The 25587-nt window shown below is 70.5% G+C and carries 16 protein-coding genes; 10 read left to right on the top strand and 6 right to left on the bottom strand.

The window, feature by feature from the left end:
* Window positions 1–71: 71 nt before the first annotated feature.
* The 3 genes from GT030_RS01170 to GT030_RS01160 all read left to right on the top strand — a co-directional run bounded on the left by GT030_RS01170 (window position 72) and on the right by GT030_RS01160 (window position 3791).
* Complete coding sequence (locus GT030_RS01170; protein ID WP_161199392.1) at window positions 72–896, top strand: purine-nucleoside phosphorylase; 825 nt, start codon at window positions 72–74, stop codon at window positions 894–896.
* Window positions 897–941: 45 nt separating this feature from the next.
* Entirely contained in the window at window positions 942–2573 is a 1632-nt protein-coding gene (locus tag GT030_RS01165; RefSeq protein WP_161199391.1) for a phospho-sugar mutase, read from the top strand.
* A 78-nt stretch (window positions 2574–2651) separates the two neighbouring features.
* The gene (locus tag GT030_RS01160; protein WP_161199390.1) at window positions 2652–3791 is read left to right on the top strand and encodes a hypothetical protein; all 1140 of its coding nucleotides are present in this window, start codon (window positions 2652–2654) and stop codon (window positions 3789–3791) included.
* A 214-nt stretch (window positions 3792–4005) separates the two neighbouring features.
* On the opposite strand, the gene GT030_RS01155 is transcribed toward GT030_RS01160, so the two are convergent.
* The 4 genes from GT030_RS01155 to GT030_RS01140 form a co-directional block, all read right to left on the bottom strand.
* Window positions 4006–4446, bottom strand: coding sequence for an SUKH-3 domain-containing protein (locus GT030_RS01155; RefSeq protein ID WP_161199389.1), 441 nt, complete (start codon window positions 4444–4446; stop codon window positions 4006–4008).
* A gap of 11 nt (window positions 4447–4457) precedes the next feature.
* A complete protein-coding gene (locus tag GT030_RS01150) occupies window positions 4458–15059 on the bottom strand; it encodes a LamG-like jellyroll fold domain-containing protein (RefSeq protein ID WP_237522137.1) in 10602 nt (3533 codons plus the stop codon).
* A gap of 220 nt (window positions 15060–15279) precedes the next feature.
* Window positions 15280–15900, bottom strand: a complete 621-nt coding sequence (locus GT030_RS01145) for a BMP family ABC transporter substrate-binding protein (RefSeq protein WP_161199387.1) — start codon at window positions 15898–15900, stop codon at window positions 15280–15282.
* A gap of 121 nt (window positions 15901–16021) precedes the next feature.
* Entirely contained in the window at window positions 16022–16720 is a 699-nt protein-coding gene (locus GT030_RS01140; protein ID WP_161199386.1) for a PH domain-containing protein, read from the bottom strand.
* A gap of 148 nt (window positions 16721–16868) precedes the next feature.
* Between GT030_RS01140 and deoC the strand changes: the two genes are divergently transcribed.
* The 3 genes from deoC to GT030_RS01125 are packed head-to-tail and all read left to right on the top strand — an operon-like array spanning window position 16869 to window position 20207.
* Window positions 16869–17867 carry a deoxyribose-phosphate aldolase gene (gene deoC / locus GT030_RS01135; protein WP_161199402.1) on the top strand — a complete coding sequence of 333 codons (999 nt, stop codon included), beginning with the start codon at window positions 16869–16871 and terminating at the stop codon, window positions 17865–17867.
* 5 nt (window positions 17868–17872) lie between these two features.
* Window positions 17873–19309, top strand: a complete 1437-nt coding sequence (locus GT030_RS01130; protein WP_161199385.1) for an aldehyde dehydrogenase family protein — start codon at window positions 17873–17875, stop codon at window positions 19307–19309.
* Window positions 19302–20207 (top strand): aldehyde dehydrogenase family protein, encoded by a 906-nt coding sequence (locus tag GT030_RS01125; RefSeq protein WP_161199384.1) that lies wholly within the window; start codon window positions 19302–19304, stop codon window positions 20205–20207. Before GT030_RS01130 ends, GT030_RS01125 begins: the two co-directional genes overlap by 8 nt.
* 59 nt (window positions 20208–20266) lie before the next feature.
* Here GT030_RS01125 and GT030_RS01120 read toward each other — a convergent pair whose 3' ends face one another.
* On the bottom strand, window positions 20267–20689 hold the full coding sequence (locus GT030_RS01120; protein WP_161199383.1) for a hypothetical protein: 423 nt from the start codon (window positions 20687–20689) through the stop codon (window positions 20267–20269).
* 127 nt (window positions 20690–20816) lie between these two features.
* On the opposite strand from GT030_RS01120, the gene GT030_RS01115 reads away from it, so the two are divergent.
* Window positions 20817–21452, top strand: coding sequence for a uridine kinase (locus GT030_RS01115; protein ID WP_346009529.1), 636 nt, complete (start codon window positions 20817–20819; stop codon window positions 21450–21452).
* A 214-nt stretch (window positions 21453–21666) separates the two neighbouring features.
* Here the strand turns inward: GT030_RS01115 and GT030_RS01110 are convergent, their stop codons facing one another.
* Window positions 21667–22446 carry a SigE family RNA polymerase sigma factor gene (locus tag GT030_RS01110; protein ID WP_161199382.1) on the bottom strand — a complete coding sequence of 260 codons (780 nt, stop codon included), beginning with the start codon at window positions 22444–22446 and terminating at the stop codon, window positions 21667–21669.
* Between the two features lie 272 nt (window positions 22447–22718).
* Here GT030_RS01110 and afsQ1 point away from each other — a divergent pair, with 272 nt between their 5' ends.
* From afsQ1 to GT030_RS01095, 3 genes are read left to right on the top strand one after another with little or no spacing between them, the layout of a single operon-like run.
* A complete protein-coding gene (afsQ1, locus tag GT030_RS01105; RefSeq protein WP_158707462.1) occupies window positions 22719–23396 on the top strand; it encodes a two-component system response regulator AfsQ1 in 678 nt (225 codons plus the stop codon).
* A complete protein-coding gene (locus GT030_RS01100) occupies window positions 23393–24976 on the top strand; it encodes a HAMP domain-containing sensor histidine kinase (RefSeq protein ID WP_161199381.1) in 1584 nt (527 codons plus the stop codon). The genes afsQ1 and GT030_RS01100 overlap by 4 nt, the downstream gene beginning before the upstream one ends.
* Window positions 24973–25584 carry a hypothetical protein gene (locus GT030_RS01095; protein ID WP_161199380.1) on the top strand — a complete coding sequence of 204 codons (612 nt, stop codon included), beginning with the start codon at window positions 24973–24975 and terminating at the stop codon, window positions 25582–25584. The genes GT030_RS01100 and GT030_RS01095 overlap by 4 nt, the downstream gene beginning before the upstream one ends.
* Window positions 25585–25587 lie beyond the last annotated feature (3 nt).

Raw genomic sequence — 25587 nt, 5'->3', positions numbered from 1 at the left:
ATGACAACGATCGCATTCCTGTGGGCTCTGTCATCTACGCGCGTAGGAGAACACCGGCTACCCTCGTCCGCGTGAACGCATCTCTCCTTCCGGACGACCGCCAGGGCGACCCGCACGCCGCCGCCGACGCCGCCGCCACGCGCCTGCGCGAACTCACCGGCGCCGAGACCCACGACGTCGCCCTCGTGATGGGCTCCGGCTGGGCGCCGGCCGTGGACGCCCTGGGCGAACCCGACGCCGAGTTCCAGGTCACCGAGCTCCCCGGTTTCCCGCCGCCGGCCGTCGAGGGGCACGGCGGCAAGATCCGCTCGTACACCTTCGGTGACAAGCGTGCCCTGGTCTTCCTGGGCCGTACCCACTACTACGAGGGCCGTGGCGTCGCCGCCGTCGCGCACGGGGTCCGCACCGCGGTCGCCGCGGGCTGCAAGACCATTGTGCTGACCAACGGCTGCGGCGGCCTGCGCGAGGGCATGCGCCCCGGCCAGCCGGTGCTGATCAGCGACCACCTGAACCTGACGGCCACCTCCCCGATCGTCGGCGCCAACTTCGTCGACCTCACCGACCTGTACTCGCCGCGCCTGCGCGCCCTGTGCAAGGAGATCGACCCCTCCCTGGAGGAGGGCGTCTACGCGCAGTTCCCCGGCCCGCACTACGAGACCCCCGCCGAGATCCGCATGGCCCGCGTGATCGGCGCGGACCTGGTCGGCATGTCCACGGTGCTGGAGGCCATCGCCGCGCGCGAGGCCGGTGCCGAGGTGCTGGGCATCTCCCTGGTCACCAACCTCGCCGCCGGTATGACGGGCGAGCCGCTGAACCACGAGGAGGTCCTCCAGGCGGGCCGCGACTCGGCGGCGCGCATGGGCCAGCTGCTCGGACAGGTGCTGAACCGGCTGTAGCCCGACGGCGGCAGCGGACGGAATCGAGAGAGAGGTTCACCCGAGGTGCAGGACGAAGTGATCGCACGGGCCCAGGCGTGGCTGGCCGAGGACCCCGACCCGGAAACCCGCGAGGAGCTGGCGAAGCTCGTCGACGCCGGGGACACGGCGGAGCTGACCGCGCGCTTCAACGGCACGCTCCAGTTCGGCACCGCCGGGCTGCGCGGCGAGCTGGGCTCGGGCCCGATGCGGATGAACCGCGCCGTCGTGATCCGCGCCGCCGCCGGTCTCGCCGCGTACCTGAAGGCCAAGGGCGAGGCGGACGGCCTGGTCGTCATCGGTTACGACGCCCGGCACAAGTCGGCCGACTTCGCGCGGGACACCGCCGCCGTGATCACCGGCGCCGGACTGCGTGCCGCCGTGCTGCCGCGCCCGCTGCCCACCCCGGTCCTCGCCTTCGCCATACGGCACCTGGGCGCGGTCGCGGGCGTGGAGGTCACGGCCAGCCACAACCCGCCGCGCGACAACGGTTACAAGGTGTACCTCGGCGACGGCTCCCAGATCGTGCCGCCCGCCGACGCGGAGATCGCCGCCGAGATCGACGCGGTGCGCGCGCTCGCCGACGTGCCCCGGCCGGAGTCGGGCTGGGAGGTGCTGGGCGACGAGGTGCTTCAGGCGTATCTGGCGCGTACGGACGCGGTGCTGGCCGAGGGGTCGGCCCGCGGCGCCCGTACCGTCTACACGGCGATGCACGGCGTCGGCAAGGACGTGCTGCTCGCGGCGTTCGCGCGGGCCGGGTTCCCGGAGCCGGTGCTGGTGGCCGAACAGGCCGAGCCCGACCCGGACTTCCCGACCGTGGCCTTCCCCAACCCGGAGGAGCCCGGCGCGATGGACCTCGCCTTCGAGCGGGCGACCGTCACCGAGCCGGACCTCGTGATCGCCAACGACCCGGACGCGGACCGCTGCGCGGTGGCCGTACGCGACGGCGGCGACTGGCGGATGCTGCGCGGCGACGAGGTGGGCGCGCTGCTCGCCGCGCACCTGGTGGGCCGGGGTGTCACGGGCACCTTCGCGGAGTCCATCGTCTCCTCCTCCCTGCTCGGCCGGATCGCCGGGAAGGCCGGGCTCGGCTACGAGGAGACCCTGACGGGCTTCAAGTGGATCGCCCGCGTGGAGGGCCTGCGCTACGGGTACGAGGAGGCGCTCGGCTACTGCGTGGACCCCGAGGGCGTGCGGGACAAGGACGGCATCACGGCGGCCCTGCTCATCACCGAGCTGGCGTCGGAGCTGAAGGAGTCCGGGCGGACCCTGCTCGACCTCCTGGACGACCTCGCGCTGGAGCACGGTCTGCACGCCACGGACCAGCTCTCGGTACGGGTGGAGGACCTGTCGGTCATCGCCGACGCGATGCGCCGCCTGCGTGAGCAGCCGCCCACCGCCCTGGCGGGCCTCCCGGTCACCTCGGCGGAGGACCTGACCCGCGGCACCGCCTCCCTCCCGCCCACGGACGGCCTGCGGTACGCCCTGGACGGCGCCCGCGTCATCGTCCGCCCGAGCGGCACCGAGCCCAAGCTGAAGTGCTACCTGGAGGTCGTGGTCCCGGTCACCGACCGCGCCGCCCTCCCGGCGGCCCGTGCGCGGGCGACCGAACTGCTGACGGCGATCAAGCGGGACCTGTCGGAGGCGGCGGGGATCTGACGCGGGGGCGTCCTTAGAGGTCAAGATCTGCACAAGAGGCTGGTGGCCGGGCCGGGCCCGGCCACTAGTGTCCAGGTCATGACCATGAACATGACTCGTCGCAGCCTGATACGGGGCGGTACCGGCCTCGCCGCCGGTGCCGCCGCCGGGCTGGGACTGCCCGCCCAGGCGGCGGTGGCCGCGCCCCTGGACAACCCGGCGAACGTGCCGGGCGGGACCGCGCTGATCGACGTCGCCGCCGGTTCCACCCGCTGGCTGGCCGGTGTCGCCAACCAGGACAGTTCGACCACGCTCCAGGGCATCGCCTTCGACTCGGCGGCCGGGCACTTCTACACGCTCCAGGTGGCCGGGGCGAGCCAGATCGCCTACCTCCGCTCGGGCAGCCAGGTCGCGGTGACGGCGTCCATCGGCGGGGACGACCACGCGGAGTCGGGTGACCTCTGTCTGACCCGGCACGACATCGCCACCGGCGCGGTCAACGGGTACATGTACCTGCTGGGCTTCGGCCACGGGGTCTCCCTCGGCGTCCAGCCGGCCAGCGGCGGGAACCCGGCGTACGTGTGGACCGAGGCGGGGTCCGGACGCAGCGGGTACGGGCAGGAGTTCGTCCGCTTCCCCTTCGTCACCAAGACGGTGCTGTGGACCAGCCACCCGTCCGTGCAGCGCTTCGGCTCACCGGACCCGGCGGCGACCTCCATGACGCCGTCGGTGGACGCGGACCACAACATCCTGCTGATCCGCTACGCGCTGGGCTCCGACCACTGGTTCGCGGCGTACGACCTGTCGGCGGCGGTGGCCACGGCCGGCACCGGCACCCTCCCGGCCCCGCTGGCCCGTATCCAGCAGCCCCCGCTGTACAAGTACAAGGCCGACGGCACCCCGGACCCCACCACCCCGGCCACCTTCCAGGGCTTCACGTCCTACGGTCAGTACGTCTACATGCTCGATGGCGACCCCCGAACCACCACGCCCTCCAGCACCCTGACCGGCGTCGACAAGTGGGCCGTCCACACGACGTCCTTCGACCTGAACGGCACTCAGAACAACCCCACGACGGGCTACATCGCCAGCACCCACTCGGAGGCGGACGCTGCGGCCGACCCCCGCGAACCGGAGGGAATGGCCATCTACACCGGCTCGGGCGCCCCGCGTCTGTGCTTCGGCATCACGAACAACTCGGGGAGCAACAGGCAGTTCGACCTTTATTACAAGGCATAAGCTCCGCGCTTGCACCGATTGGTTCCAGCGATCACATCACCAGACAGTCAAGCGGCCCCTCCGGCAGAACCAGAGGGGCCGCTGACAAGAGCCTGAACGCCAGCCCTGATGAACCTTCACCAGATTGGGCAGCGCGACCGGCTCCAGTGGGTCCACACCGGCGCCCCGAACGGGCGCGCGGTACGAACCTTTCCACGGGCCGGCTCAGGCGCGCTCAGCTTTCCGCGACAACAGTTGGCGCGATTCCGAGGAGCAACGCTTCCAGCGCCTGATCGCTGGCGCCGAAGGTCGCGACCCAGTCTGCCACCAAGTACATTTCACCACCCTCGTCAATGGCCAGAAAGTACTCACCGTGGCCGCCTTCGCCTACCGGGCATAGCGACTTGTTCAGTTCCTCACCCCACTCACCGAACCTGTCGTCTTCACCATCCGCCAGGGTCGGGTCCAGCTCGAACGGTTCGACTGCACAGGTAAGGCCCGGTCCGCTATTCCTGAACACCAGGCCGCCGAATTCCGAGAGGAACTTCTCGGCGCATTCGGTCACGTGAAACCCACCGGCTTCGAGTCGGGCTCGCCACGAAGCCACTTCCACCCTCCGCCCTGGATGCCACCCGGCGTCACGGAGAAGTTGCTCCGCCGTATCTGAGAATCTCATGTTCACCCAGCCTAGTTGTCTGTCACGAAATCGAGTCCGTAGTGCTCGGTCAAGACCCTGCAGCTCGGGCACGGTCCCACTGGCAACCCATGCTTCTCGTGCGTTGCCGAACTGCGGACTGTTACAGCCGCAGCCCGCAAGCCCCGCGGGTCCACGCCGCGGCCCAGCACCTCGGTAAGGCATTGGGGGAGGCCGCACTGGCCGTGTCCCTTACCTCGCTGATTCACCGGGATGCTGTCCAGAATCTCTTGGACCTCAGGGTGCAGCTTGGGCGCGGCTCCACGTGTGCTGGTTCGCGCAATCGGCTCCCCGTTCGGCACCTCCAGGGCCTCTGCTATCGCCGGGCGCATTCTCGACGGCGTTACCTTCGTCGCCCCGTCCGCCGCTGCTCGCGCAGCCGCTGTGACCGGGCATGCCTCGCCGTCGGTGTTGTGAACGAGGACCTGAAGACCGCCCGCGGCCACCTGATAGGTGTGCAGCCCCTCGACGCTGAGGTCATACGTCACACGATTTGCCGTGTACGCCTTGACTTCGCGGATCTCCGTCAGGCCGCCGCTACCGTTCTGGAGCTTCTGACCTGGCTTGAGGTCGCCCGCCTGGGTCCAGGTGTTTCTGGTGGCCTCGTAGAACTGGTGGTGCTTGGTGGTCTGGATCGTCTTCGGGCCCGACTTGGTGGCTATGACGACGTCGACATAGTCACGGTCGGTCTTGGTGACGATCACCGACTTGACCTTGTGCTTCTCCTTCTTCGTCTTGCCGGGCTCGGCCGTCAGGACGTAGTCGCCGGGCTTGACCTGGGAGATGGGCTTCACCATGGCGTTCGCCATGAGGACGCCCGTGCTGCCGGTGAAACTGTGCGGCGTGCAGCCCTTGCGGCCGAACTTGCTCGCCGCAGCGCCGAAGATGCCGCCCGTCACCGCGCCGACCGCCGAGGCCTTTGCCGCGCCGCTCGCGCTGCAGCCCTCCTCGCTGGATGCGCAGGAGACGCCGTAGCCGACCGCGCCTTCCGCGGCTCCGCCCGCCGCGCCCATGGCCGCGCCGTTGAGAACCTTGCCGCCGGCGCCGGCGAGCAGTCGGCCCACCGCGCCGGAGGCCGCGCCACCGGCCGCACCACCGAGGGCACCGGTCGCGGCACCGATCGCCACCGACCCGAGGAAACCGCCGACGGACTTGGGGCCGTCGCTCATCATGTAACCGACGCCGTTGGCCGCCGCCCCCGCGAGGGCCGCGCAGCCGACCGCTCCGACGCCCCAGGTCGCAGCGGTGCAGCCGGTGAACACCGCCACGCCCACCGCGACCGACACGATCGTCGCGGCGTGCTGCTTGACGAAGTTGCCTGTCGCCTTGGCGGCTGCCTTGACGCCCCGGCCGACCTTCTTGATGGCTCTCTTGCCCAGGTCGGCAGCCTTGGCGGCTACGTGCTTGACGGCCTTGGCGACCTGCCGGGCCCGCTGTTTGACGTGCTGGACGACCTTGTGGGCATAGCGTTTGACGCTCTTATAGGTGCGTTTGACGTATCTCTTGACCTTTTTGACGCTGTCATGGACGTAGTGCACGACCTTGCGCGCCGCCCGGCGGACCTTGTGGACGACCTTCTTGACGGCCTTCTTGATGTGCTTGGCCGCCTTGCGGACCTTCTTGGCGACGGCCTTGACCGCGTGCTTGGTCTTCTTCCAGGCCGACTTGGCCTTGCTCTTGACCTTCTTGGCGACCTTGTGGAACGCCTTCTTCACGAAGCCGAACCAGTGCCCGGTCGGGTCGACGCCCGTCATCGGGTTCTGGTTGGCGTACGCGTAGGCGTTGGCGTTCACCGAGTCCGGCAGCGGATCGTTGCTGACGGTGTCCCGGCTGTTGAACTGGCCGGTCTGCGGCGAGTACCAGCGCGCGGCCATGTTGACCTGGGCGGTCTCGGGGTCGGTCCAGCCGGACTGGTAACCGAGGTTGCCCAGCATCCCCGCCGAGGCGGAGACCTTGCCGAACGGCGTGTAACTGGCCGAACCGCTCAGCGTCTCACCGGAGTCGGTGTACTGCGCGACCAGGTCGTCGTGGATGTCGGTCAGCACGAGCACCGACGACGTACCCGACTTGATGCCCAGCAGCGAACCGTCGGCACTGCGGCTGTACGTCGCCGAGCCGTCGGAGGCGACGTCGTTGCCGTCGCCGCTGTACTGGAAGGAGAAGACGTCCGCGCCGCCGCCGTCTCTGGCCTTCAGGACGCGGTCCAGACCGTCGTACGTGTACGTGCGGTCGCCCTCGTTGATGACCCGGTTGAAGGCGTCCGCCTTCATGTCGGTCCTGGTCCCGGACTCGTCCGTGACCGAGCTCAGCGTGCCGCGCTTGGTGTAGGCGTACGTGCTGTGGCCGTCCGAGGTGAGCCGGTTGCGGGCGTCGTACGTGTACGTGTCGCCGCCGACCCGCGTGCGGTTGCCCGAGGCGTCGTAGCCGTAGACCTCCGTGGTGGTGCCGTTGTTCCAGGACGTCAGCCGGTCCGACCAGTCGTACGCGAACGTGTTGGTGGACGCGCCCGCGACACCGGTGGTCGTCTTCGACGTGATGTTGTCGTTGTCGTCCCACCCGTAGGTGATGGAGGACAGGACCTTGCCGGTGGGCGAGGTCAGCTTGTCACCGGTGATGCGCTGCAGCGCGTCGTAGCTGAACGCGCGCTTGGACTTGCCGGTGCCGTAGTCGATCTGCGTGACCGCGTTGTCGACGTTGTAGGTGTAGGTCGCCCTGGAGCCGGTGACCGCGTCGTCGACCGTCTTCAGCCGGCCTGCCGTGTCGTACCCGTAGGACGACGTGCCCGAGGCGTCCGTGCGGGACGTCATGGCGCCGTCGCCGTTGTAGGCGAACGACGAGCTGCCCGACGGGCCGGACGCCGTGAGCAGCGCTCCCCGGTCGTCGTAGGTGAAGTGGTCGTCGTCCTCTCCCGCACCGGCGACGGCCGTGACGCGGTCGTCGGCGTCGTACGCGTAGGTGTGGTCGGCCGTCGCGGCCTCCGCACCCGAACCGGTCTGCTTCACCAGCCGGCTCTTCGTGTCGTACTCGTTGGCGACGGTCACCCCGCCCGGTGACCGCTGCTCGGCCACCCGGCCGCCCGCGTCGTACACCGTGGTGTAGGTGCGGTCCGCCGCGGCGGGCTGGTCCGGGGTGGACGGCTCGATGACGGACTCGGGCAGCCCCCACTTGTTGTAGGTGGTGATGAACGGGTTGCCCCGGCCGTCGGTGAAGCGGGTGCGGTTGCCCGCGACGTCGTAACCGAAGGACGTGGTGATGGACTCGGTCGCGGAGACCGGCTCCACCGCCTTGGTCACCAGACCCGTGGGGTCGACGGTGAAGGTGGTGGTGTGGCCCCGGTAGTCGGTCACCGACAACGGGTTTCCGGCGCGGTCGTAGGTGGAGCTGCTGGTGCGCAGCACCGCGCCGCCCGCGTCCAGTTCGCTGGTGCCGGTCAGTTGGCCGAAGCCGTCGTAGGTGTTCTTGGTGCTGGTGTTGTCCGGGTCCGTCGCGGTGAGGACGTCGCCGTCCATGGTGTAGGTGAACTTCGAGACGTTGCCCGCCCCGTCGGTCACCTCGGTGGTCTCGCCCAGGGCGTTGTACTTGTACGACTCCGAGACACCGGTCGGGCTCACCCGGCGGGAGAGGTCACCGCCCGGCGCGTTGTACTCGTTGATCGCCGTGTACGCCCGCTGCGTGGGCTGGCGGACGATGTCCGTGCTGGTCAGCTCGTTGCCGAGGTAGTCCCACGTGGACTCCTGGCGCGCGCCGCCGGGGCTGTTCGACGACAGCAGGTCGCCATTGGCGTCGTAGACCATCGTCGACGTGCCGCCGCCCGGCTCGGTGACCGAGGCCACGTCGCCCAGCTGGGTGTACGTGTACGACGTGCGGTTGCCCAGCGGGTCGACCTCCGCGGTGACCTGGCCGAGCTTGTTGTACTCGTTCCAGGACGTGGCCGTGATCGGCGTGGAGGCACCCGGCGCGGTGTAGTCCGGCAGCCTGGTCGAGGTCTCCTGGCCCTCGGCGTCATAGGCCGTGGTCGTGACGTTGCCCGACGGATCGGACGTCTCGGTGGTCTCGCCGAAGGTGTTGTAGCCCGTCATCGAGATCGGCCGCAGGGCAGTGGGTGAGCCCCCGTCCTTCTCGGCGTTGACGACCGGCTCGGTGACCGTGGTCTGCTGAGCGGCCTCGTCGTAGGCGTAGTCCGTCGTGTTGCCGAGCTCGTCGGTCGAGGACAGCGGCAGGCCCCGCTGGTCCAGCTTCCAGGTGGTCGAGCGCACCGAACTGCCTGCCGCCGGAAGCGTGCCACCCGCCAGGGCGGACACCTGGGACGCGCTCAGCGCGTCACCGTAGACCTGTACGTCGGCGACGGAGCCCTGCGCGTTCTCGGCGTAGGTGCCGTTGAACAGACGCCGGCCGATCTGGAGCGGACCGGTGGCCTCCCAGGGTGAGGTGAAGGACGTGGTGGTGCCCGACTGGGCGCCGTTGACGTACAGCTTCAGCGAGGCGGACGCCTGGTCGTACACACCGGTGAGGTGGGTCCAGGTGCCGGTCTTGACCGCGGCGGTGCCGGAATTGGTCCGGACGGTCGCGGCGCCGACGGCGTCCGTGGAGTGGCGGTTGAAGGTCCAGCCGTACGTGGTGGAGTAGTAGAGCTGGAAGCCGCTGTTGAGCTTGCCGTCCTGGGCGAGGAAGGTGCTGTTGGCGGCGGTGGAGCCGAGCTTGACCCAGGCGGAGACGGTGAAGTCGCCGCTGGTGTTGACCGCCGGGCCGTCCGCCTGCCCGTAGGCGGTGGCGGTGCCGTTGAGGACGGCGGAGCCGCCCTTCTCGGTGGAACGCGTGACCGAACTGCCCAGCGTCACCTTGCTGTTGCCGCCGGAGGAGTCCTGGGCCGTGAGGCCGCTGGGCTCCGACAGCTTCCAGCGGGCCACGGGAGCGGTGGTGCCGTCGTGCTCCGTGTAGCCGGTGACATTGCCCAGGGCGTCGTAGCGGGTGTCCGTCCGGTCGACGTCACCGGTGGCCGGGTCGGTCTCGGTCTCCGTCACGACGTTGTCGTCCGGGTCGTAGGACACCTTGGTGCTGCGGTTGACGCCGGCCGGGTCGAGGACGGACGAGGCGACGCGGTCGGCCGCGTCCACCGTGAAGGTGGACGTGGTCCGGCCGTCGTTGGTCACCTGCTTGGTCAGGTTCCCCGCGAGGTCGTAGGTGTTGGCCTCCTCGACGAACTGCTTGCCGTTGGCCGGGTCCTTGCGGGTGACCGAGGCGGACAGGCCGTCGTCGGTGTAGGTGTACGCGGTCACCCAGCCCATGGCGTCGGTGATCGACGCGAGCCGTCCGGCCGGGTCGTACGCCCGCGATTCCTGGACCAGGGTCGTCGGCGCCGACGGGTTGTTCGGGTCGCCGGTGTAGCCGAGCAGGTTGGTGGTGAGCGGCCGCTGCTCGGCGTCGAAGGTGTAGGTGTTGACCGTCCCCAGCGGGTCGGTCTCCTTCACCTTGTTGCCGTAGACGTCGTACTCGAACGACGTGGTGCCGCCGCCGGGGTCCGTCCGCGAGGCGAGCCGGTTGTAGGCGTCGTACGTCATCGACGTCGAACGCGAGGCGTCACCGCCCCGGACGTCGGCCACCGTCTGCGAGAGCACGTTGCCGTCGTCGTCGAAGCCGGTGGTGGTCTTCGCCTGGTGCACCGCGCCGGTGACCCGGTTGGTGACGGCGGGGCTGGTCTCGGTGACGACCTGGTCGTTCTTGTCGTACGTCTGGGACGTGGTGAGACCGGACGGCTGGGAGTCGGAGGTCTCCGTGCGGGAGATCTGCCGGCCCAGCTTGTCGTAGGTGTACGTGATCTTGGCGCCGTTGGCGTCGGTGACCGAGGCCAGGTCGCCGGTGGAGAAGTAGGTGTACTTCGTCGTCCTGCCACCCGGCGTGGTGACCGTGTCCGTCAGGCCGGCCGGTGCCAGGGCTCCGCCGCCCTCGGCGGCCGGGGTGGACGCCGTGGTGTATGTGGTGGTGGCGGTACGGCCGCCCGGGCTGCCCGGGACCGGGGGGCTGGTGACCGACAGCAGGTTGCCGCCGGTGTCGTAGGAGTAGCTGGTGAGGTAGGTGTTGTCGGTGGGGCCCGAGGAACGGCCGTCCCGCTCGGTGAGCAGCAGGTCGTTGCGCGGGTCCATCGCCGGGAAGGCGGTCGTGGCGTCCGGGTAGTACGTGTAGTACTCGGTGGCGCACTTGTCCGCCGCCGTGTCCTGGCAACTGGTCTGCGAGACCGTGTTGCCGCGCACGTCGTACCCCGTGGTGCTCCGGTTGCCGTTGGCATCGGTCACGGTGTGCAGGAAGCCGCCCGTGTCGTAGCCGTAGGTCGTCCGGTTGCCGTCGGTGTCGTACGCGGCCAGCAGGCGGTTGCCCATCTCCGCGTCGTAGACGTACTTCAGCGTCTTGTCGGTCGGGTCGGTCAGCGTGACCGTGCGCACCGGGGCGACGCCGGACGACGCCTTGTACGCCGACCAGTGCTGCTCGACCTGGTCCTCGGTCAGCGGGTGCCCGTAGGTGGCGACCTCGGCGATGAAGCCGGTGAAGAAGCTCAGGTCACCGGGAGAGGCCTCCCAGGACTTGGCGAAGCCCGCGCCGACGAAGGACCGCGTGCTGCTCTGATCGCCCACCGCGCCGGTGAAGTCGGCCTGCTTGGCGCCGTCCAGGTACATCGTCTGGGTGGTGCCGGATGCCGACAGCACCGCGTGGTGCCAGGTGTCGTCGTTGACGGCGGCCGTGGAGCCGAAGGCGCCCGAGCCGGTGGCGCTCCACCAGTGGCCGTGCAGCTTGCCGTCGGTGCCCACGTACAGCAGCGGGCTCCAGGACCCGGACGGGGTGCCGGCGGGCGCCTGGGCCTGGTCGGAGAGGATCACACCGGGGGCGCTGGTCCTGAACCACAGCTCCACGGCGCGGTCGCCCGAGCGGTGCCAGGGGGCGTACGGGATCTCGGCGTACGACGACGTGCCGTCGAAGGACGCCGCGGTCACGTCACCGGCGCCGAACGGCCCGGCCACGCCCTGCGTGACGGTGTTGTACGTGCCGAACCCGGTGTGCACTTCGTTGGCCGCCTGCTGCGCACCGAGGGTGTCGGAGAGCCGCCAGTAGCCGGCCGGGACCGAGCCCATCACCGCCGAGCGGTAGACCTGCGAGGACCCGGTGACCACGGGCGGGTTGAGCTTCCAGGTGCCGCCCTCGGAGTCCGTGGCCTGCTTGACCAGGTCGTCGGTGGTGCCGTAGACGACCGACGCCGGGGTCTTCCCGCCGGGCGTGGTGATCTTGTTCAGCAGCCCGGCGGACCGCTTGGCGGCCTGGTACTGCGCGGTGATCACCGAGGGGTCGAGCGGCTCGGAGTAGACGGCGGCCTCGGCCATCTGGCCCGTGTAGTGCCCGAGCTTGTCGTTCGGGTTCATCGAGGGCCAGCCGTCGGTGTTCACACCGGCGCCGAGGGAGAGGTAGGGCTGCTCCCAGTCGTTGATGGTGCCGCTCAGCGAACCCTGGGAGACGCCGTCCAGGTAAAGGGTCTGGCTGGTGGCCATGCCGGTGAGCACGGCGTTGTGCCACTGGCCGTCGGTGACCGAGGCACCCGAGGTGATCGTCGACATGCATCCCGGCGACATGGCCAGACAGCCGCGCAGCTTGCCGTCGGTGCCGACGTACACGGCGGGCGTGTTCTTCTTGGTGTTGGCGACCGGGTCGGAGTCGCTCAGCGGCTTGTCGCCGTAGTAGAAGAGGACACCTCCCGCGGTGGTCGTCTTGAACCACAGCGAGACCGTCATGTACGACGGCGTGGCTCCCGGCGCGCTCGGCATCTCCACGTAGGAGGTCGTGCCGTTGAAGCCGGCCGTCTTCTGCGTGGAGCCCGCGAGGACGGAAGCCCCGCCCAGCGTCACGTTGTGGTACAGACCGTTGTAGCGGCCCTGGTTGTTGTCGACGGAGTCCGCGGCGACGGTGGCACCGGACGCCTCACCGAGCCGCCAGTAGGCGTACGGGTCGGCGTCCAGCACCGTGGTGCGGTAGTGGTTGCCGGTGGCGTAGTTGTAGGTGGTGCACTTGGTGGGGGTGGCCGGCGGGCAGACCGAGGTGAGCTGGTCGCCGCTGTAGCCGTAGTTCCAGGTCTGGACCGTGGAGGAGTCGCCCGTCACCGCCGCGTCGGTGGCGACCGAGGCGACGTGCGCCGTGGTGGCGCCGGACGGCGTGACCCAGGTCAGGGCGAGCGAGCGCTGCGACTTCTGGTTGGTGATCTTCGTGAGCTGCTTGGAGGTGTTGTAGGTGAACGTCTCCGTGCGGCCCGCGTAGTCCTTGATGCTGGATATCGCCGTCGTGCCCGCCTTGGCGGTGGGCTGGGTGAAGGCGTACTCGGTGAAGTCCTTGTCCGTCAGCGCGTAGCCGTCGGTGACCGGCTGGAGGCGCGCGTACCGGCCGAGCGGCGGCTGGAAGGTGCCGTCGGTGTTGCGGCCGAAGGCGACCTGCTCACCACCGGGGTAGGTGATGATCACGCTGGTGACGGTGCCGGACGGGTTCTTGACCTCGGCGGCCTTCATGTCGGCGACCGTCGACCAGCCGGCGCCGAAGGCACCGTCGACCCGCGGGTCGATGCTGTTGTACGAGCGGTCGATCTCCAGCGATGGGCCGACCACCTCGACGTCCGCGTCGGAGTCGTCGGTGGTGAAGTTGGCGTCACTCGGGTCGAAGTCGTGGCCGTCGGTGTTCTGGGCCAGCCCCGAGGTGACGGGGGGCTGCGGCACGGCGGTGGTGAACCGGCTGGAGTAGGTCGTCTCGTCGAGCCCGTCGCTCACCCCGGCGTACCAGGCGTAGTTCTTCGACCACTTCAGCTTGCCCGCCGGAATCTTCCAGCTCCCCTTGGTCAGGGCGCCGGAGGTGACGACGGGCGTGGTGCTGCCGGAGTCCGCGTCGTACACCTCGAAGGAGTACGACAGCGCCGCGTTCGGCGACTTGTCGGCGTCGCTCGCGTAGACGAGCAGCTCCGGCTGGAGGGTGTTGGCCTGGAAGTTCTCAGGCGGGTAAGAAGCGTTGACCTGCGGCTCGACGTTGGTCCCGTAGGTCAGGTCGAGAGACGGACGCCAGGCGGAGGTGGCCGAGTCGTCGGAGTGGAACTTCTTCCAGTGCAGTCCGTCACCGGTCGGCGCGGCAAGCGCCAGGCCGTAGTTGACGCCGCCCGCGGCGACCTGGGTGAACCAGGACGTCGACAGCGACACCGGCATCTTCACACCGACACCGGTGCTGCCGGTGCTGTTGGTGCAGGAGGCGCCGGGGGCGGGCGTGGCGGAGCCGATGGCGGAGCCGTACGCGGGACCGGGGTAGGTGGTGGTCGTCGACGGGGACCACGACTGGGTCACCGGGTAGACCGAGAACGCCTCGGGGGTGCAGGTGGCGGACCACAGCGCCCAGACGTTGAGCGTGGCGGCGGAGACCTGCCGGCCGGCGATCGTCGAACCCAGCGACGAGAACTGGAGGAAGGAGTTCGCCTTGGTGGTGCCCGAATCGTACGAACCGACCTTGATCTGGTTCTCCGCCGAGCGGTTGGAGTTGTAGTCGTTCTGGACGTACGTCGCCTGGCTGGCGTTCACGACCGTCGTCGGGTCGACGGTGACCGGGTAGACCCGCTCGGGGTCGTCCAGCCAGTCCCGGTCGGCGGTCATCCGCAGCGCCGGTTCACCGTCCACGGTGGTCAGCTCGTAGGTGACCTCGCGGGAGCGGGCGCCGTCACCGGAGCGGTGGTCGATGCGCGAGTCCTCCATGTAGGCATGGGGGACGGTCGCGGCGACCTTGCCGTTGGCACCGGTGAACTCGACGTCACCGTTCTTGCCGATGCGCGGGGTCAGCCCCTTCGCGTCCAGCGCGAACAGCCAGGAGTTGTCCGCGTCCCTGGAGCGCAGGACGAGGTTCTCCTTGAAGCCGTCCGCGATCGGCGCGAGCTGCACGTCGGTGCCGGGCAGGGCGTCCGCGTACAGCAGGGTGCCGTTCTCGTCCTTCGACGCCTCGCTCTCGCGGGCGCCGAGGAGGGAGTACGCGACCGAACGGCCGCTGCCGAGGCCGAGCGAGGCCAGCCGGTCGTCGGCCGCGTCCGGGGCGAAGTCGACGTCGACGGAGTTGGCGGTCTGCTCGAACCGGCCGTCGTCGCTCTTCTTCAGGCTGGTGTCGATCGGCTTCCAGGTGCCGTCCGCCGACTTGAAGTTGGCCCGTACGTCGTAGTGGCGCACGGTGGTGGAGCCATCGGCGTTGACGAAGTAGTCCGAGGTCGCGGTGGACTTCCTGGCGTCCCGCTTGCTCGTGCGGGGGTTGAAGCTCTTCCCCGACGCCAGGGCCTTGGTGGTGGTCTTCTGGGGCGAAGTCACATGACGCCGATACGCGCCGAGTTCACCCTTGCCCCGGCCGGGCTTGTGGCCGGCCGTGTGGTTGGTGCTGGTGGCCGCCGCCGAGGCGTGGTGACTCTTGCCCCGCGCGGTGCCGCCCTGTTGGTCGGGGGTGTCGAGGGAGGAGCTGTGGGCCCACTTCACCAGGCCGGCGAAGGACAGTTCGGGCATGCTCAGCGCCGGCAGGGTGGCGCCGGTGGCCGCCGCTGTCTCGGTGGTGAGCATGAAGGTGAGAGAGACAAGTACAGAAAGAGCCGTAGCCCTCGCTCGACGTCTGCCGGAACCGCCCGGCGGGAACAAGCGAGGGCTACGGACCCAGCGAACACGCATGGGGGAGCCTTAACTTAAGAAGTCAGCAAAACTTCGTAAGTTTTTCTCACCATCGATCATTTGATCTACACACGGCCATCACTTTTAACTGATCTTTACTGCAACTCCCCGTGTGTCACTGCCCGGAGGCGTCCACGGCCCGCCTGATCACGTCGGCCACCGCACCCGGCAGCGAGTCGTCCGGCTCGGCCACGGTGACGTTCCCGGCCTTGCTCTTCCCGGCATGTGACGCCCCGTCGACCAGGACGAACCGCACCTCGGGATGCCGGGCCGCCGCCTCTTGGGCGACCCGCGCCTGGGGGGCGCCGACCGCTATCAGGACACCGCACTGGCGCTGCATCAGGCTGTTGAGGAACGGCCGGGTGTTGGTCACCGACTGCGCGCCCGTCACCGGCACGTAGTTGATCCGGGCCCGCGTCTGCAACGACGCCTGCTGCATGCCCTGCCACGCCGAGGCGGCACGGGTGCCCTCCGCGATGCCCTTGTCGCCGGTCAGCAGGCAGGCGTCGAACTCCTTGTACTGGCGGGCGCGGGTGTCCGGCGGGCCGTCCTGCCGTCCGGCGAGGTGGACCCACACCCCCACCGCCACCGCGACCAGCAGCACGGCGCCGGCGGCGATCCACGCCCTCCGGTCGCGCGACAGCCGGGCCGCGGCCGTCATCGCGCGCAGGACGCCCAGCTTGTACCGGTCCTGCGGCGCCTTCTTGTTCGCGCGCCAGCCGCGCCGGGTCTTCACTGCCGTCTTTCCTCTGTCCTTCGGGTGTCGGATGGGGTGCGCGCCGAGGGGCGCGGCAAGAGCGGGCACAAAAATCGGCGGCGGCCGGATTCTCTCCGTCCGCCGCCGACCGTGGCCGGGGTCAGCCTGTGATCAGCAGGATCGCCAGGAGTAGGGCGCCCGCGAGGGCCGGGATCAGGATCTCGTAGGCCCAGCGGGTGGTGATCTCACCCTGGGCGTGTTCCGCCTCGCCGTGGCGCTCGTGGAGGTCGCGGAGGTCGTCCATGATCTTGTCGGTCTCGGCGCGGACCGGGGCGTCCACCGCCTCGGCGGCGCCGAAGGCGCCCGCTCCCCCGCCGCCGAAGACCCCGCCGAACCGGTTGCCGCCCTGGGCGCCACGCGCCGCCTGCGCCGCCGCCTTCGCCCGCTTGTTGGCCGCGCGCTTGCGGGCGCGCAGCGAGACCGGGATCGCCCAGAGCTGGAACTTGGTGCCGGAGGTGGCCAGCGCCTCGTTGGAGTAGCCCGAGCGCAGGGTGGCCAGTTCACCCCAGGGCAGGACGATCACACGGAAGGGGTTGCGGACCCGGAGGCGTTCCTGGTTGGCGAAGACCGCGGGGCGCAGGGTGAACGCCGTAACCAGGGGTACGACCAGGATCATCACGGCCAGCGCGAGCCACGGCACCCGGCCGTGGCCGCGGAACAGCGCGTCGCAGCCGAGCCAGACGACGAGGGCCAGCACGAGCACACCGCCCACGAGTCCCATCGGCGAACGGTAGATCCGGTCCCTGGCGGCGGGCACCACGGGCCGCGAAGCGGGTGACTGGTGGTCCGGGGTCGTCATGGCCCCGATTCTGCACGAAGGGGACGCGACCACCACCACCCGGCCCGAGAGAGGAACGCATCCGTGACCTGCGACGGTGGCACTGCCCACAACCCCGCCCCCAGGGCTATACAGCCGCTACGCGCGTAGATATGCTCGTCTGGTGACCATGCCCTCCCCCAAGTCCTCGGCGTCGCTCGAACAGGGCGGTGCCCCCCTCGCGTCCCCCGCACAGTCTCTCGCCGACGTCACCGCGTCCGACAGCACGCTGCGCCGCTTCCTGCACGGGCTGCCCGGCGTCGACGCGGTCGGCCTGGAGGCGCGTGCCGCGTCGCTCGGTACCCGTTCGATCAAGACCACCGCCAAGGCGTACGCCATCGACCTCGCCATCTCGATGGTCGACCTGACCACCCTGGAAGGCGCGGACACCCCCGGCAAGGTCCGGGCGCTCGGCGCCAAGGCGGTCCACCCCGACCCCACCGACCGGACGGCCCCGACGACCGCGGCCGTCTGCGTCTATCCCGACATGGTGGCCGCCGCCAAGGAGGCCGTCGCCGGTTCCGGCGTCAAGGTCGCCTCGGTCGCCACCGCCTTCCCGGCCGGCCGCGCCGCCCTCGGCGTGAAGCTGGCCGACGTGCGGGACGCGGTCGCGGCGGGCGCCGACGAGATCGACATGGTCATCGACCGGGGCGCGTTCCTCGCGGGCGACTACCTCAAGGTGTACGACGAGATCACCGCCGTGAAGGATGCCTGCGGGACCAGCGCCCGCCTGAAGGTCATCTTCGAGACCGGCGAGCTGTCCACGTACGACAACATCCGCCGCGCGAGCTGGCTGGGCATGATGGCGGGCGCGGACTTCATCAAGACGTCCACCGGCAAGGTCGCGGTCAACGCCACCCCCGCCAACACCCTGCTGATGCTGGAGGCGGTGCGTGACTTCCGCGCCCAGACCGGCGTCCAGGTCGGCGTGAAGCCCGCGGGCGGCATCCGCACCACCAAGGACGCCATCAAGTTCCTGGTGCTGGTCAACGAGACCGCGGGCCAGGACTGGCTGGACAACCACTGGTTCCGCTTCGGCGCCTCCTCGCTGCTGAACGACCTGCTGATGCAGCGTCAGAAGCTGGCCACCGGCCGCTACTCCGGCCCCGACTACGTGACGGTGGACTGATCACCATGGGTTCCCTCTTCGAGTACGCACCGGCGCCGGAGTCCCGCGCCGTCGTCGACATCGCCCCCTCCTACGGCCTCTTCATCGACGGCGAGTTCACCGACTCCGCCGACGGCAAGGTCTTCAAGACCGTCTCCCCCGCCACCGAGGAGGTCCTCTCCGAGGTCGCCCGGGCCGGCGAGGCGGACGTGGACCGCGCGGTCAGGGCAGCCCGCAAGGCGTTCGCCACGTGGTCGGCGCTGCCCGGCTCCGAGCGCGCCAAGTACCTGTTCCGCATCGCCCGCATCATCCAGGAGCGCAGCCGCGAGCTGGCCGTGCTGGAGACGCTGGACAACGGCAAGCCGATCAAGGAGACCCGCGACGCGGACCTCCCCCTGGTCGCCGCCCACTTCTTCTACTACGCGGGCTGGGCCGACAAGCTCGACCACGCCGGCTTCGGGGCGAACCCCCGCCCGCTGGGCGTCGCCGGCCAGGTCATCCCCTGGAACTTCCCCCTGCTGATGCTGGCGTGGAAGATCGCCCCGGCGCTGGCCACCGGCAACACGGTCGTCCTCAAGCCCGCCGAGACCACCCCGCTCTCCGCCCTGTTCTTCGCGGACATCTGCCGCCAGGCGGGCCTGCCCAAGGGTGTCGTCAACATCCTGCCGGGCTACGGCGACGCGGGCGCGGCGCTGGTCGGACACCCCGACGTGAACAAGGTCGCCTTCACCGGCTCCACGGCCGTCGGCAAGGAGATCGCCCGCACGGTCGCGGGCACGCGCAAGAAGCTCACGCTGGAGCTGGGCGGCAAGGGCGCCAACATCGTCTTCGACGACGCCCCGATCGACCAGGCCGTCGAGGGCATCGTCACCGGCATCTTCTTCAACCAGGGCCAGGTCTGCTGCGCCGGCTCCCGGCTGCTGGTCCAGGAGTCGATCCAGGACGAGCTGCTGGACGCCCTCAAGCGGCGCCTGTCCACGCTGCGCCTCGGCGACCCGCTGGACAAGAACACCGACATCGGCGCGATCAACTCCGCCGAGCAGCTGGCCCGGATCACCGCGCTGGCGGAGCAGGGCGAGGCGGAGGGCGCCGAGCGCTGGTCCCCGGCGTGCGAACTGCCGTCGTCCGGTTACTGGTTCGCCCCGACGCTGTTCACAGGCGTCACCCAGGCGCACACCATCGCCCGCGACGAGATCTTCGGCCCGGTGCTGTCGGTCCTCTCCTTCCGCACCCCGGACGAGGCCGTCGCCAAGGCCAACAACACCCAGTACGGGCTGTCGGCCGGCATCTGGACCGAGAAGGGCTCCCGCATCCTGGCCGTCGCCAACAAGCTACGTGCCGGGGTCGTCTGGTCCAACACGTTCAACAAGTTCGACCCGACGTCGCCGTTCGGCGGTTACAAGGAGTCGGGCTTCGGCCGCGAGGGCGGCCGTCACGGCCTGGAGGCGTACCTCGATGTCTGAGAAGACCGAAAAGACCGAGCCGCGGCTGTCGGTCTTCAAGACCTACAAGCTGTACGTCGGCGGGAAGTTCCCGCGTTCCGAGAGCGGCCGGGTGTACGAGGTGACCGACTCCAAGGGCAACTGGCTGGCGAACGCACCGCGGTCGAGCCGCAAGGACGCCCGTGACGCGGTCGTCGCCGCGCGCAAGGCGTTCGGCGGCTGGTCCGGCGCGACCGCGTACAACCGCGGTCAGGTGCTGTACCGGGTGGCCGAGATGCTGGAAGGCCGCAAGGAGCAGTTCGTCCGCGAGGTCGCCGAGGCCGAGGGCCTGTCCAGGGCGAAGGCCGCCGCCGTCGTGGACGCGGCCGTCGACCGCTGGGTCTGGTACGCCGGCTGGACCGACAAGATCGCCCAGGTCGTGGGCGGCGCCAACCCGGTCGCGGGCCCGTACTTCAACCTCTCCTCGCCCGAGCCGACCGGCGTGGTCGCGGTGCTGGCCCCGCAGGACTCGTCCTTCCTGGGCCTGGTCTCGGTGCTGGCCCCGGTGATCGCCACCGGCAACACCGCGGTCGTCGTCGCCTCCGCGAAGGCCCCGCTGCCCGCCCTGTCGCTCGGCGAGGTGCTGGCCACCTCCGACGTTCCGGGCGGTGTCGTCAACATCCTGTCGGGCGGCACGGCCGAGCTGGGCGCGCCGCTCGCCGCGCACCAGGACGTCAACGCGATCGACCTCGCGGGCGCCGACGCATCTCTGGCGAAGGAGCTGGAGATCGCGGCGGCGGACAACCTGAAGCGCGTTCTCCGTCCACAGCCTGTGGACTACCCGGCGACTCCCGGCATCGACCGGATGACCGCGTTCCTGGAGACCAAGACGGTCTGGCACCCGACCGGGGCGCTGGGCGCGTCGGGCTCGTCCTACTGAGCACGCACGAGAGCCGCGCCGTCCCTTCACCTCGAAGGGGCGGCGCGGTTTCGCGTCGGTCAGCCCTTCGGCGTGAGGAGCCCCAGGGCCTGCCCGACGACCGGGACCGCGCCGAAGGACGGCGCCTGGGCGATCGGGGCGGTCAGCGCCAGGGTGCTGAGCGGCTTGAAGTCTGCGACGGTGGTGCCGATGCCGTTGTTCAGCGGGTCGGTGCCGGTGCCGGCCAGCGGGTTGGGCTTGAGGCCGGCGACGGTGCCGGTGGTGTAACCGACCGACGTGGTCAGCGCGTTCACCCCGGACTGCGGGTTGATGTCACCGAGGTCGGCGGAGCGCAGCGGCGGCACGTCCACCAGCGGTGCGGCCGTCTCGGCGTGCGCCGTGGTCGCGCCCGCCGCCAGGGCGGCCCCGGCCGAGGCGAGGGCGATCAGGGCGCGCCGCGCGGCGGGCTGACGGGGGGACCGGGGTGCGGAATGTCGGGCCATCGGTGGTGCCGCCTTCTGGTGCGCAGGGTAATAAGGTCGACACGTAGGGTAGTTGACATGTGACGCGCGCTCCAATGCGGACCCGCGGGGTCGGCAGGACGGCCACCATGCGTCAAACTGGTGTTCCGTGAGCATCCATCCTCCGTCCCCCGCCCGTGTGGTGCTGCTGTGCGGCCCCTCCGGTTCGGGCAAGTCACTCGTCGCCGCCCTCTCCGGGCTGCCCGTGCTGCGCCTCGACGACTTCTACAAGGAGGGCGACGACCCCACCCTGCCGCTGGTGGACGGAAGCTCGGACATCGACTGGGACCATCCGGCGTCCTGGGACGCCGACGTGGCCCTCGCGGCGATCGCCCGCCTGTGCGCGTCCGGCACGACCCCGGTGCCGGTGTACGACATCTCGCTGAGCGCCCGTACCGGCGAGGACACCCTGAGCATCGGCCGTACCCCGCTGTTCATCGCCGAGGGCATCTTCGCCGCGGAGATCGTCGAGCGCTGCCGTGAACTCGGGCTGCTGGCCGACGCGCTGTGTCTGACCCGGGGGCCGGTCACCACCTTCCGGCGCCGCTTCCTGCGCGATCTGAAGGAGGGGCGCAAGTCGGTGCCGTTCCTGCTGCGCCGGGGCTGGCGGCTGCTGCGCGCGGAACGCTCGATCGTGTCCCGCCAGGTGGCCCTGGGGGCCCACGCCTGCGGCCGGGACGAGGCGCTGAGCCGGATGGCGGCGGCCGCCGCGGGCCGGCAGGTACGGCAGCAGACGGCGGCGTAACCGGGCGGGACATGCGGAAGCGGGACTGTGCGGCCCCCCAGCCGTCCAGCCCCGCCTCCGGGCGATCCCCCGTTTCCCCCGTGTCCCCTTACGGGTTGTCACGCGGACCCTCCCCCCGGTGGGCCCTCGTGATTCCCCGTTTCCCCTCGGGCCGAGCCGTGACGGCTCGTTCCCCCCGTTCCCCCGTGGGCCCGTCCCCCGACGGACCCGTCCTTCAGGCCACCAGCTCGCCGAAGGCGTCCTCGTGGTCCCGGCCGAAGCTCAGGACCTCGTCCTCGCGCAGGCGCCGCAGGGAGCGCCAGATGCTGGACTTCACCGTGCCGACGCTGATGCCGAGTATGTCGGCGATCTCCGGGTCGGTACGGCCCTCGTAGTACCGCAGCACCAGCATGGTGCGCTGCGGCTCGGGCAGCCGGGCGAGCGCCTGCCACAGGACGGCGCGCAGCTCGGTGCCGCGCATCGCGTCCGTGCCGGCGGGCGTCTCCGGCAGTTCCTCGGTCGGGTACTCGTTCAGCTTGCGGCGGCGCCACGCGCTGATGTGCAGGTTGGTCATGGTGCGGCGGAGGTAACCGCCGACCGCGGCCTTGTCGCTGATCCGGTCCCACGCCCGGTAGGTCGAGAACAGCGCGCTCTGCAGCAGGTCCTCGGCCTCGAAGCGGTCGCCGGTCAGGTGGTAGGCGGTCGCGTACAGGGAGGCGCGGCGCTCCTGGACGTAGGCAGTGAACTCCGCCTCCGTCAGCGAGCGACGCTCCCCCGGTTCCTCCCTGTGCGCGCTTCCCCCGTACCCCTCCCCCGTGCGGGCGTCGACCACCGTCATGTAACCGGTGTGCTGACGCCCGGTGCCGCGGGCGCACCCCCGTACTCCCTGGGACTCGCGGCCGCGTACCGGCAGCGTGGTCCCGGCACCGGACTTCCCGGAATTCTCTGCCCCCCGGTGTGCGTCGTGCAGACGCGTGACCACTGCGCTGGTGCTCATGCCGTGCGGCGTGTTCATCTCGCGCTCCCCGTCGTGGACTTCCGGTGCTCTGCGTGGCCGGTGGTGCTCTCCCGCCTGCCGAAAAGCTTGCCGACCGTCCTTCATGGCCGTGTCCGCCGACTGTCACAGACCTGTCACAGGGGCCGGAGCGGGCGGGTCGTACCCGGTCCCGGCGGGCGGGAGCTGGCAAAGGGCCGTTTTGGCACGCCGTGTCCGGCTCGCGTCCGCCACCGGAGAACGCGGGGCGGCACGGGTCGTACGACAGGCGCTGCATGGGCCAGAATGAGCCCGTGCCTTCCCTGTTGCTGATCGAGGACGACGACGCCATCCGTACGGCCCTTGAGCTGTCCCTGACGCGCCAGGGGCACCGGGTCGCCACCGCCGCGAGCGGCGAGGACGGCCTGAAGCTGCTGCGCGAGCAGCGCCCCGACCTGATCGTGCTGGACGTGATGCTGCCCGGCATCGACGGGTTCGAGGTGTGCCGCCGCATCCGGCGCACCGACCAGTTGCCGATCATCCTGCTGACCGCGCGGAACGACGACATCGACGTGGTGGTCGGGCTGGAGTCCGGCGCCGACGACTACGTGGTCAAGCCGGTGCAGGGCCGCGTGCTGGACGCCCGTATCCGGGCCGTGCTGCGGCGGGGGGAGCGCGAGTCCAGCGACTCGGCGACCTTCGGCAGCGTCGTCATCGACCGGTCCGCGATGACCGTGACCAAGAACGGCGAGGACCTCCAGCTCACCCCGACCGAACTGCGGCTGCTGCTGGAGCTGAGCCGCCGGCCGGGGCAGGCGCTGTCGCGGCAGCAGTTGCTGCGGCTGGTGTGGGAGCACGACTACCTGGGCGACTCGCGCCTGGTGGACGCGTGTGTGCAGCGGCTGCGGGCGAAGGTCGAGGACGTGCCGTCCTCCCCGACGCTGATCCGCACGGTCCGTGGTGTCGGCTACCGCCTGGACGCCCCTCAGTGAGCGAGCGCGGGGGATTCGGCCGCTGGAGGGCCGAACGGGGGAGGAAGCTGGCCGGACTGCGGTTCACCAGCCTGCGGCTGCGGCTGGTGCTGGTCTTCGGGCTGGTCGCGCTGACGGCCGCGGTGTCCGCGTCGGGCATCGCGTACTGGCTCAACCGGGAGGCGGTGCTCACCCGCGCCCAGGACGCGGTGCTGCGCGACTTCCGGCAGGAGATGCAGAACCGCGCGGGTGCCCTGCCCGCGCGCCCCACGCAGGACGAACTCCAGCGTGCCGCCGGGCAGATGGCGGGCAGCAGCCAGCGCTTCAGCGTGCTGCTGGTCGCCCGGGACCCCGACGGCCGCACGGTCTACGGCGGTTCGGGTGGCCTGAGCGGCTTCTCGCTTAAGGACGTGCCCCCGTCGCTGCGTGCGGCGGTGAACAAGCGGCAGAAGACGAGCGGCTCCAACAAGTCGCCTTATCACCTGTACTGGCAACGCGTCACCGAGCGCGGCACGCCCTTCCTGGTGGCCGGGACCAAGGTGGTCGACGGCGGCTCGACCGGCTACATGGCGAAGTCGCTGGAGCCGGAGGCCAAGGACCTCAACTCCCTTGCGTGGTCGCTGGGTATCGCCACCGCGCTCGCCCTGATCGGTTCGGCCCTGCTCGCGCAGGCCGCCGCCACGACCGTGCTGAAACCCGTGCACCGCCTGGGAGTCGCCGCGCGAAGGCTCGGCGAGGGTCGGCTCGACACCCGGCTGCGGGTCACCGGCACGGACGAACTCGCCGACCTGTCGCGGACGTTCAACAAGGCGGCCGAGGCGCTGGAGAAGCGGGTCGCGGACATGGCCGCCCGTGACGAGTCCTCCCGCCGCTTCGTCGCCGACATGTCGCATGAACTGCGTACCCCGCTGACCGCCATCACCGCCGTGACCGAAGTGCTGGAGGACGAGCTGGAGTTCGAGGGCGGCGGCATCGACCCGATGATCGAGCCCGCGGTACGCCTGGTGGTCAGCGAGACCAAGCGGCTGAACGACCTGGTCGAGAACCTGATGGAGGTCACCCGCTTCGACGCGGGCACCGCCCGGCTGGTCCTGGACGACGTCGACCTCGCGGACCAGATCACCGCCTGCATCGACGCCCGCGCCTGGCTGGACGCGGTCGAGCTGGACGCCGAGCGCGGCATCCACTCCCGGCTCGACCCGCGCCGCCTGGACGTCATCCTGGCCAATCTGATCGGCAACGCCCTCAAGCACGGTGGCTCCCCGGTGCGGGTCTCGGTCCGCATCGACGGTGACGACCTGCTGATCGCGGTACGCGACCACGGTCCCGGTATCCCCGAGGAGGTGCTGCCGCACGTCTTCGACCGCTTCTACAAGGCCAGCGCCTCCCGTCCGCGTTCGGAGGGCAGCGGGCTCGGCCTCTCCATCGCGCTGGAGAACGCCCATATCCACGGCGGTGAGATCACGGCCGCCAACTCCCCCGACGGCGGTGCGGTGTTCACGCTCCGGCTGCCGCGCGACGCCTCCCGGCTGACGGAGGAGTCCGGCGACGACGAGAAGGGCGACTCCCTGGCCGGGGGCAGCGCCGGGGAGGGCGCGTGAGCGGGCGGGCGGTACGGGGGCTGCTGGCGCTGCCGCTGCTGGGCGCGCTGCTCACCGGCTGCGGCATCCGGCCGACGGAGGTGCCGACCGACTTCGGCGGGGCGCCGTCGCGGGTGCCCTGTTCGCCGGCCGGGTCCGGGCAGGCCACCCAGTCGCCGGAGGGGGTTGCGGTGCAGGTGTTCCTGCTGTGCGGGGCCTCGCTGGTGACCGTGGACCGTTCGGTGCGGGTGCCGGAGGGCACGCCGGACGCGCGGCGCCGGGTCATGGTCGCGCAGGGCCTGCTGGACCAGCTCGCCTCGGCGCCCTCCGCCGGGGAACGCGCTGCGGGCTATCAGACGCGGGTACCGGGCGGCATCACCGTCACCGGTCCGGGCCGCGCGGAGCCCGAGGAGGCGCTGCGCCTGAGCACCGCCCCGGACAAGCTGGGCTCCCCCGCGCTCGCCCAGGTGGTGTGCACCTTCTCCGACTCGGCGGCGGCGGAGGGCGACGGCTCGGTGATCCTGGCGGGTCCGGCCCCGGCCGCGCCGCGCCGGTACGAGTGCACGGAGGGCGTGCGCGACCATCCGGGCCGGGTCCAGCCCCCGTCCGGTTCCGTCGCGTCGAACTGAGGC

This window comes from Streptomyces sp. SID1328, from assembly GCF_009865595.1.
In the GTDB taxonomy this organism is placed as follows: Bacteria; Actinomycetota; Actinomycetes; order Streptomycetales; family Streptomycetaceae; genus Streptomyces; species Streptomyces griseoluteus.
Note: the sequence above shows the minus strand (reverse complement) of the source record. Positions and strands in the feature narration are given on the sequence as shown.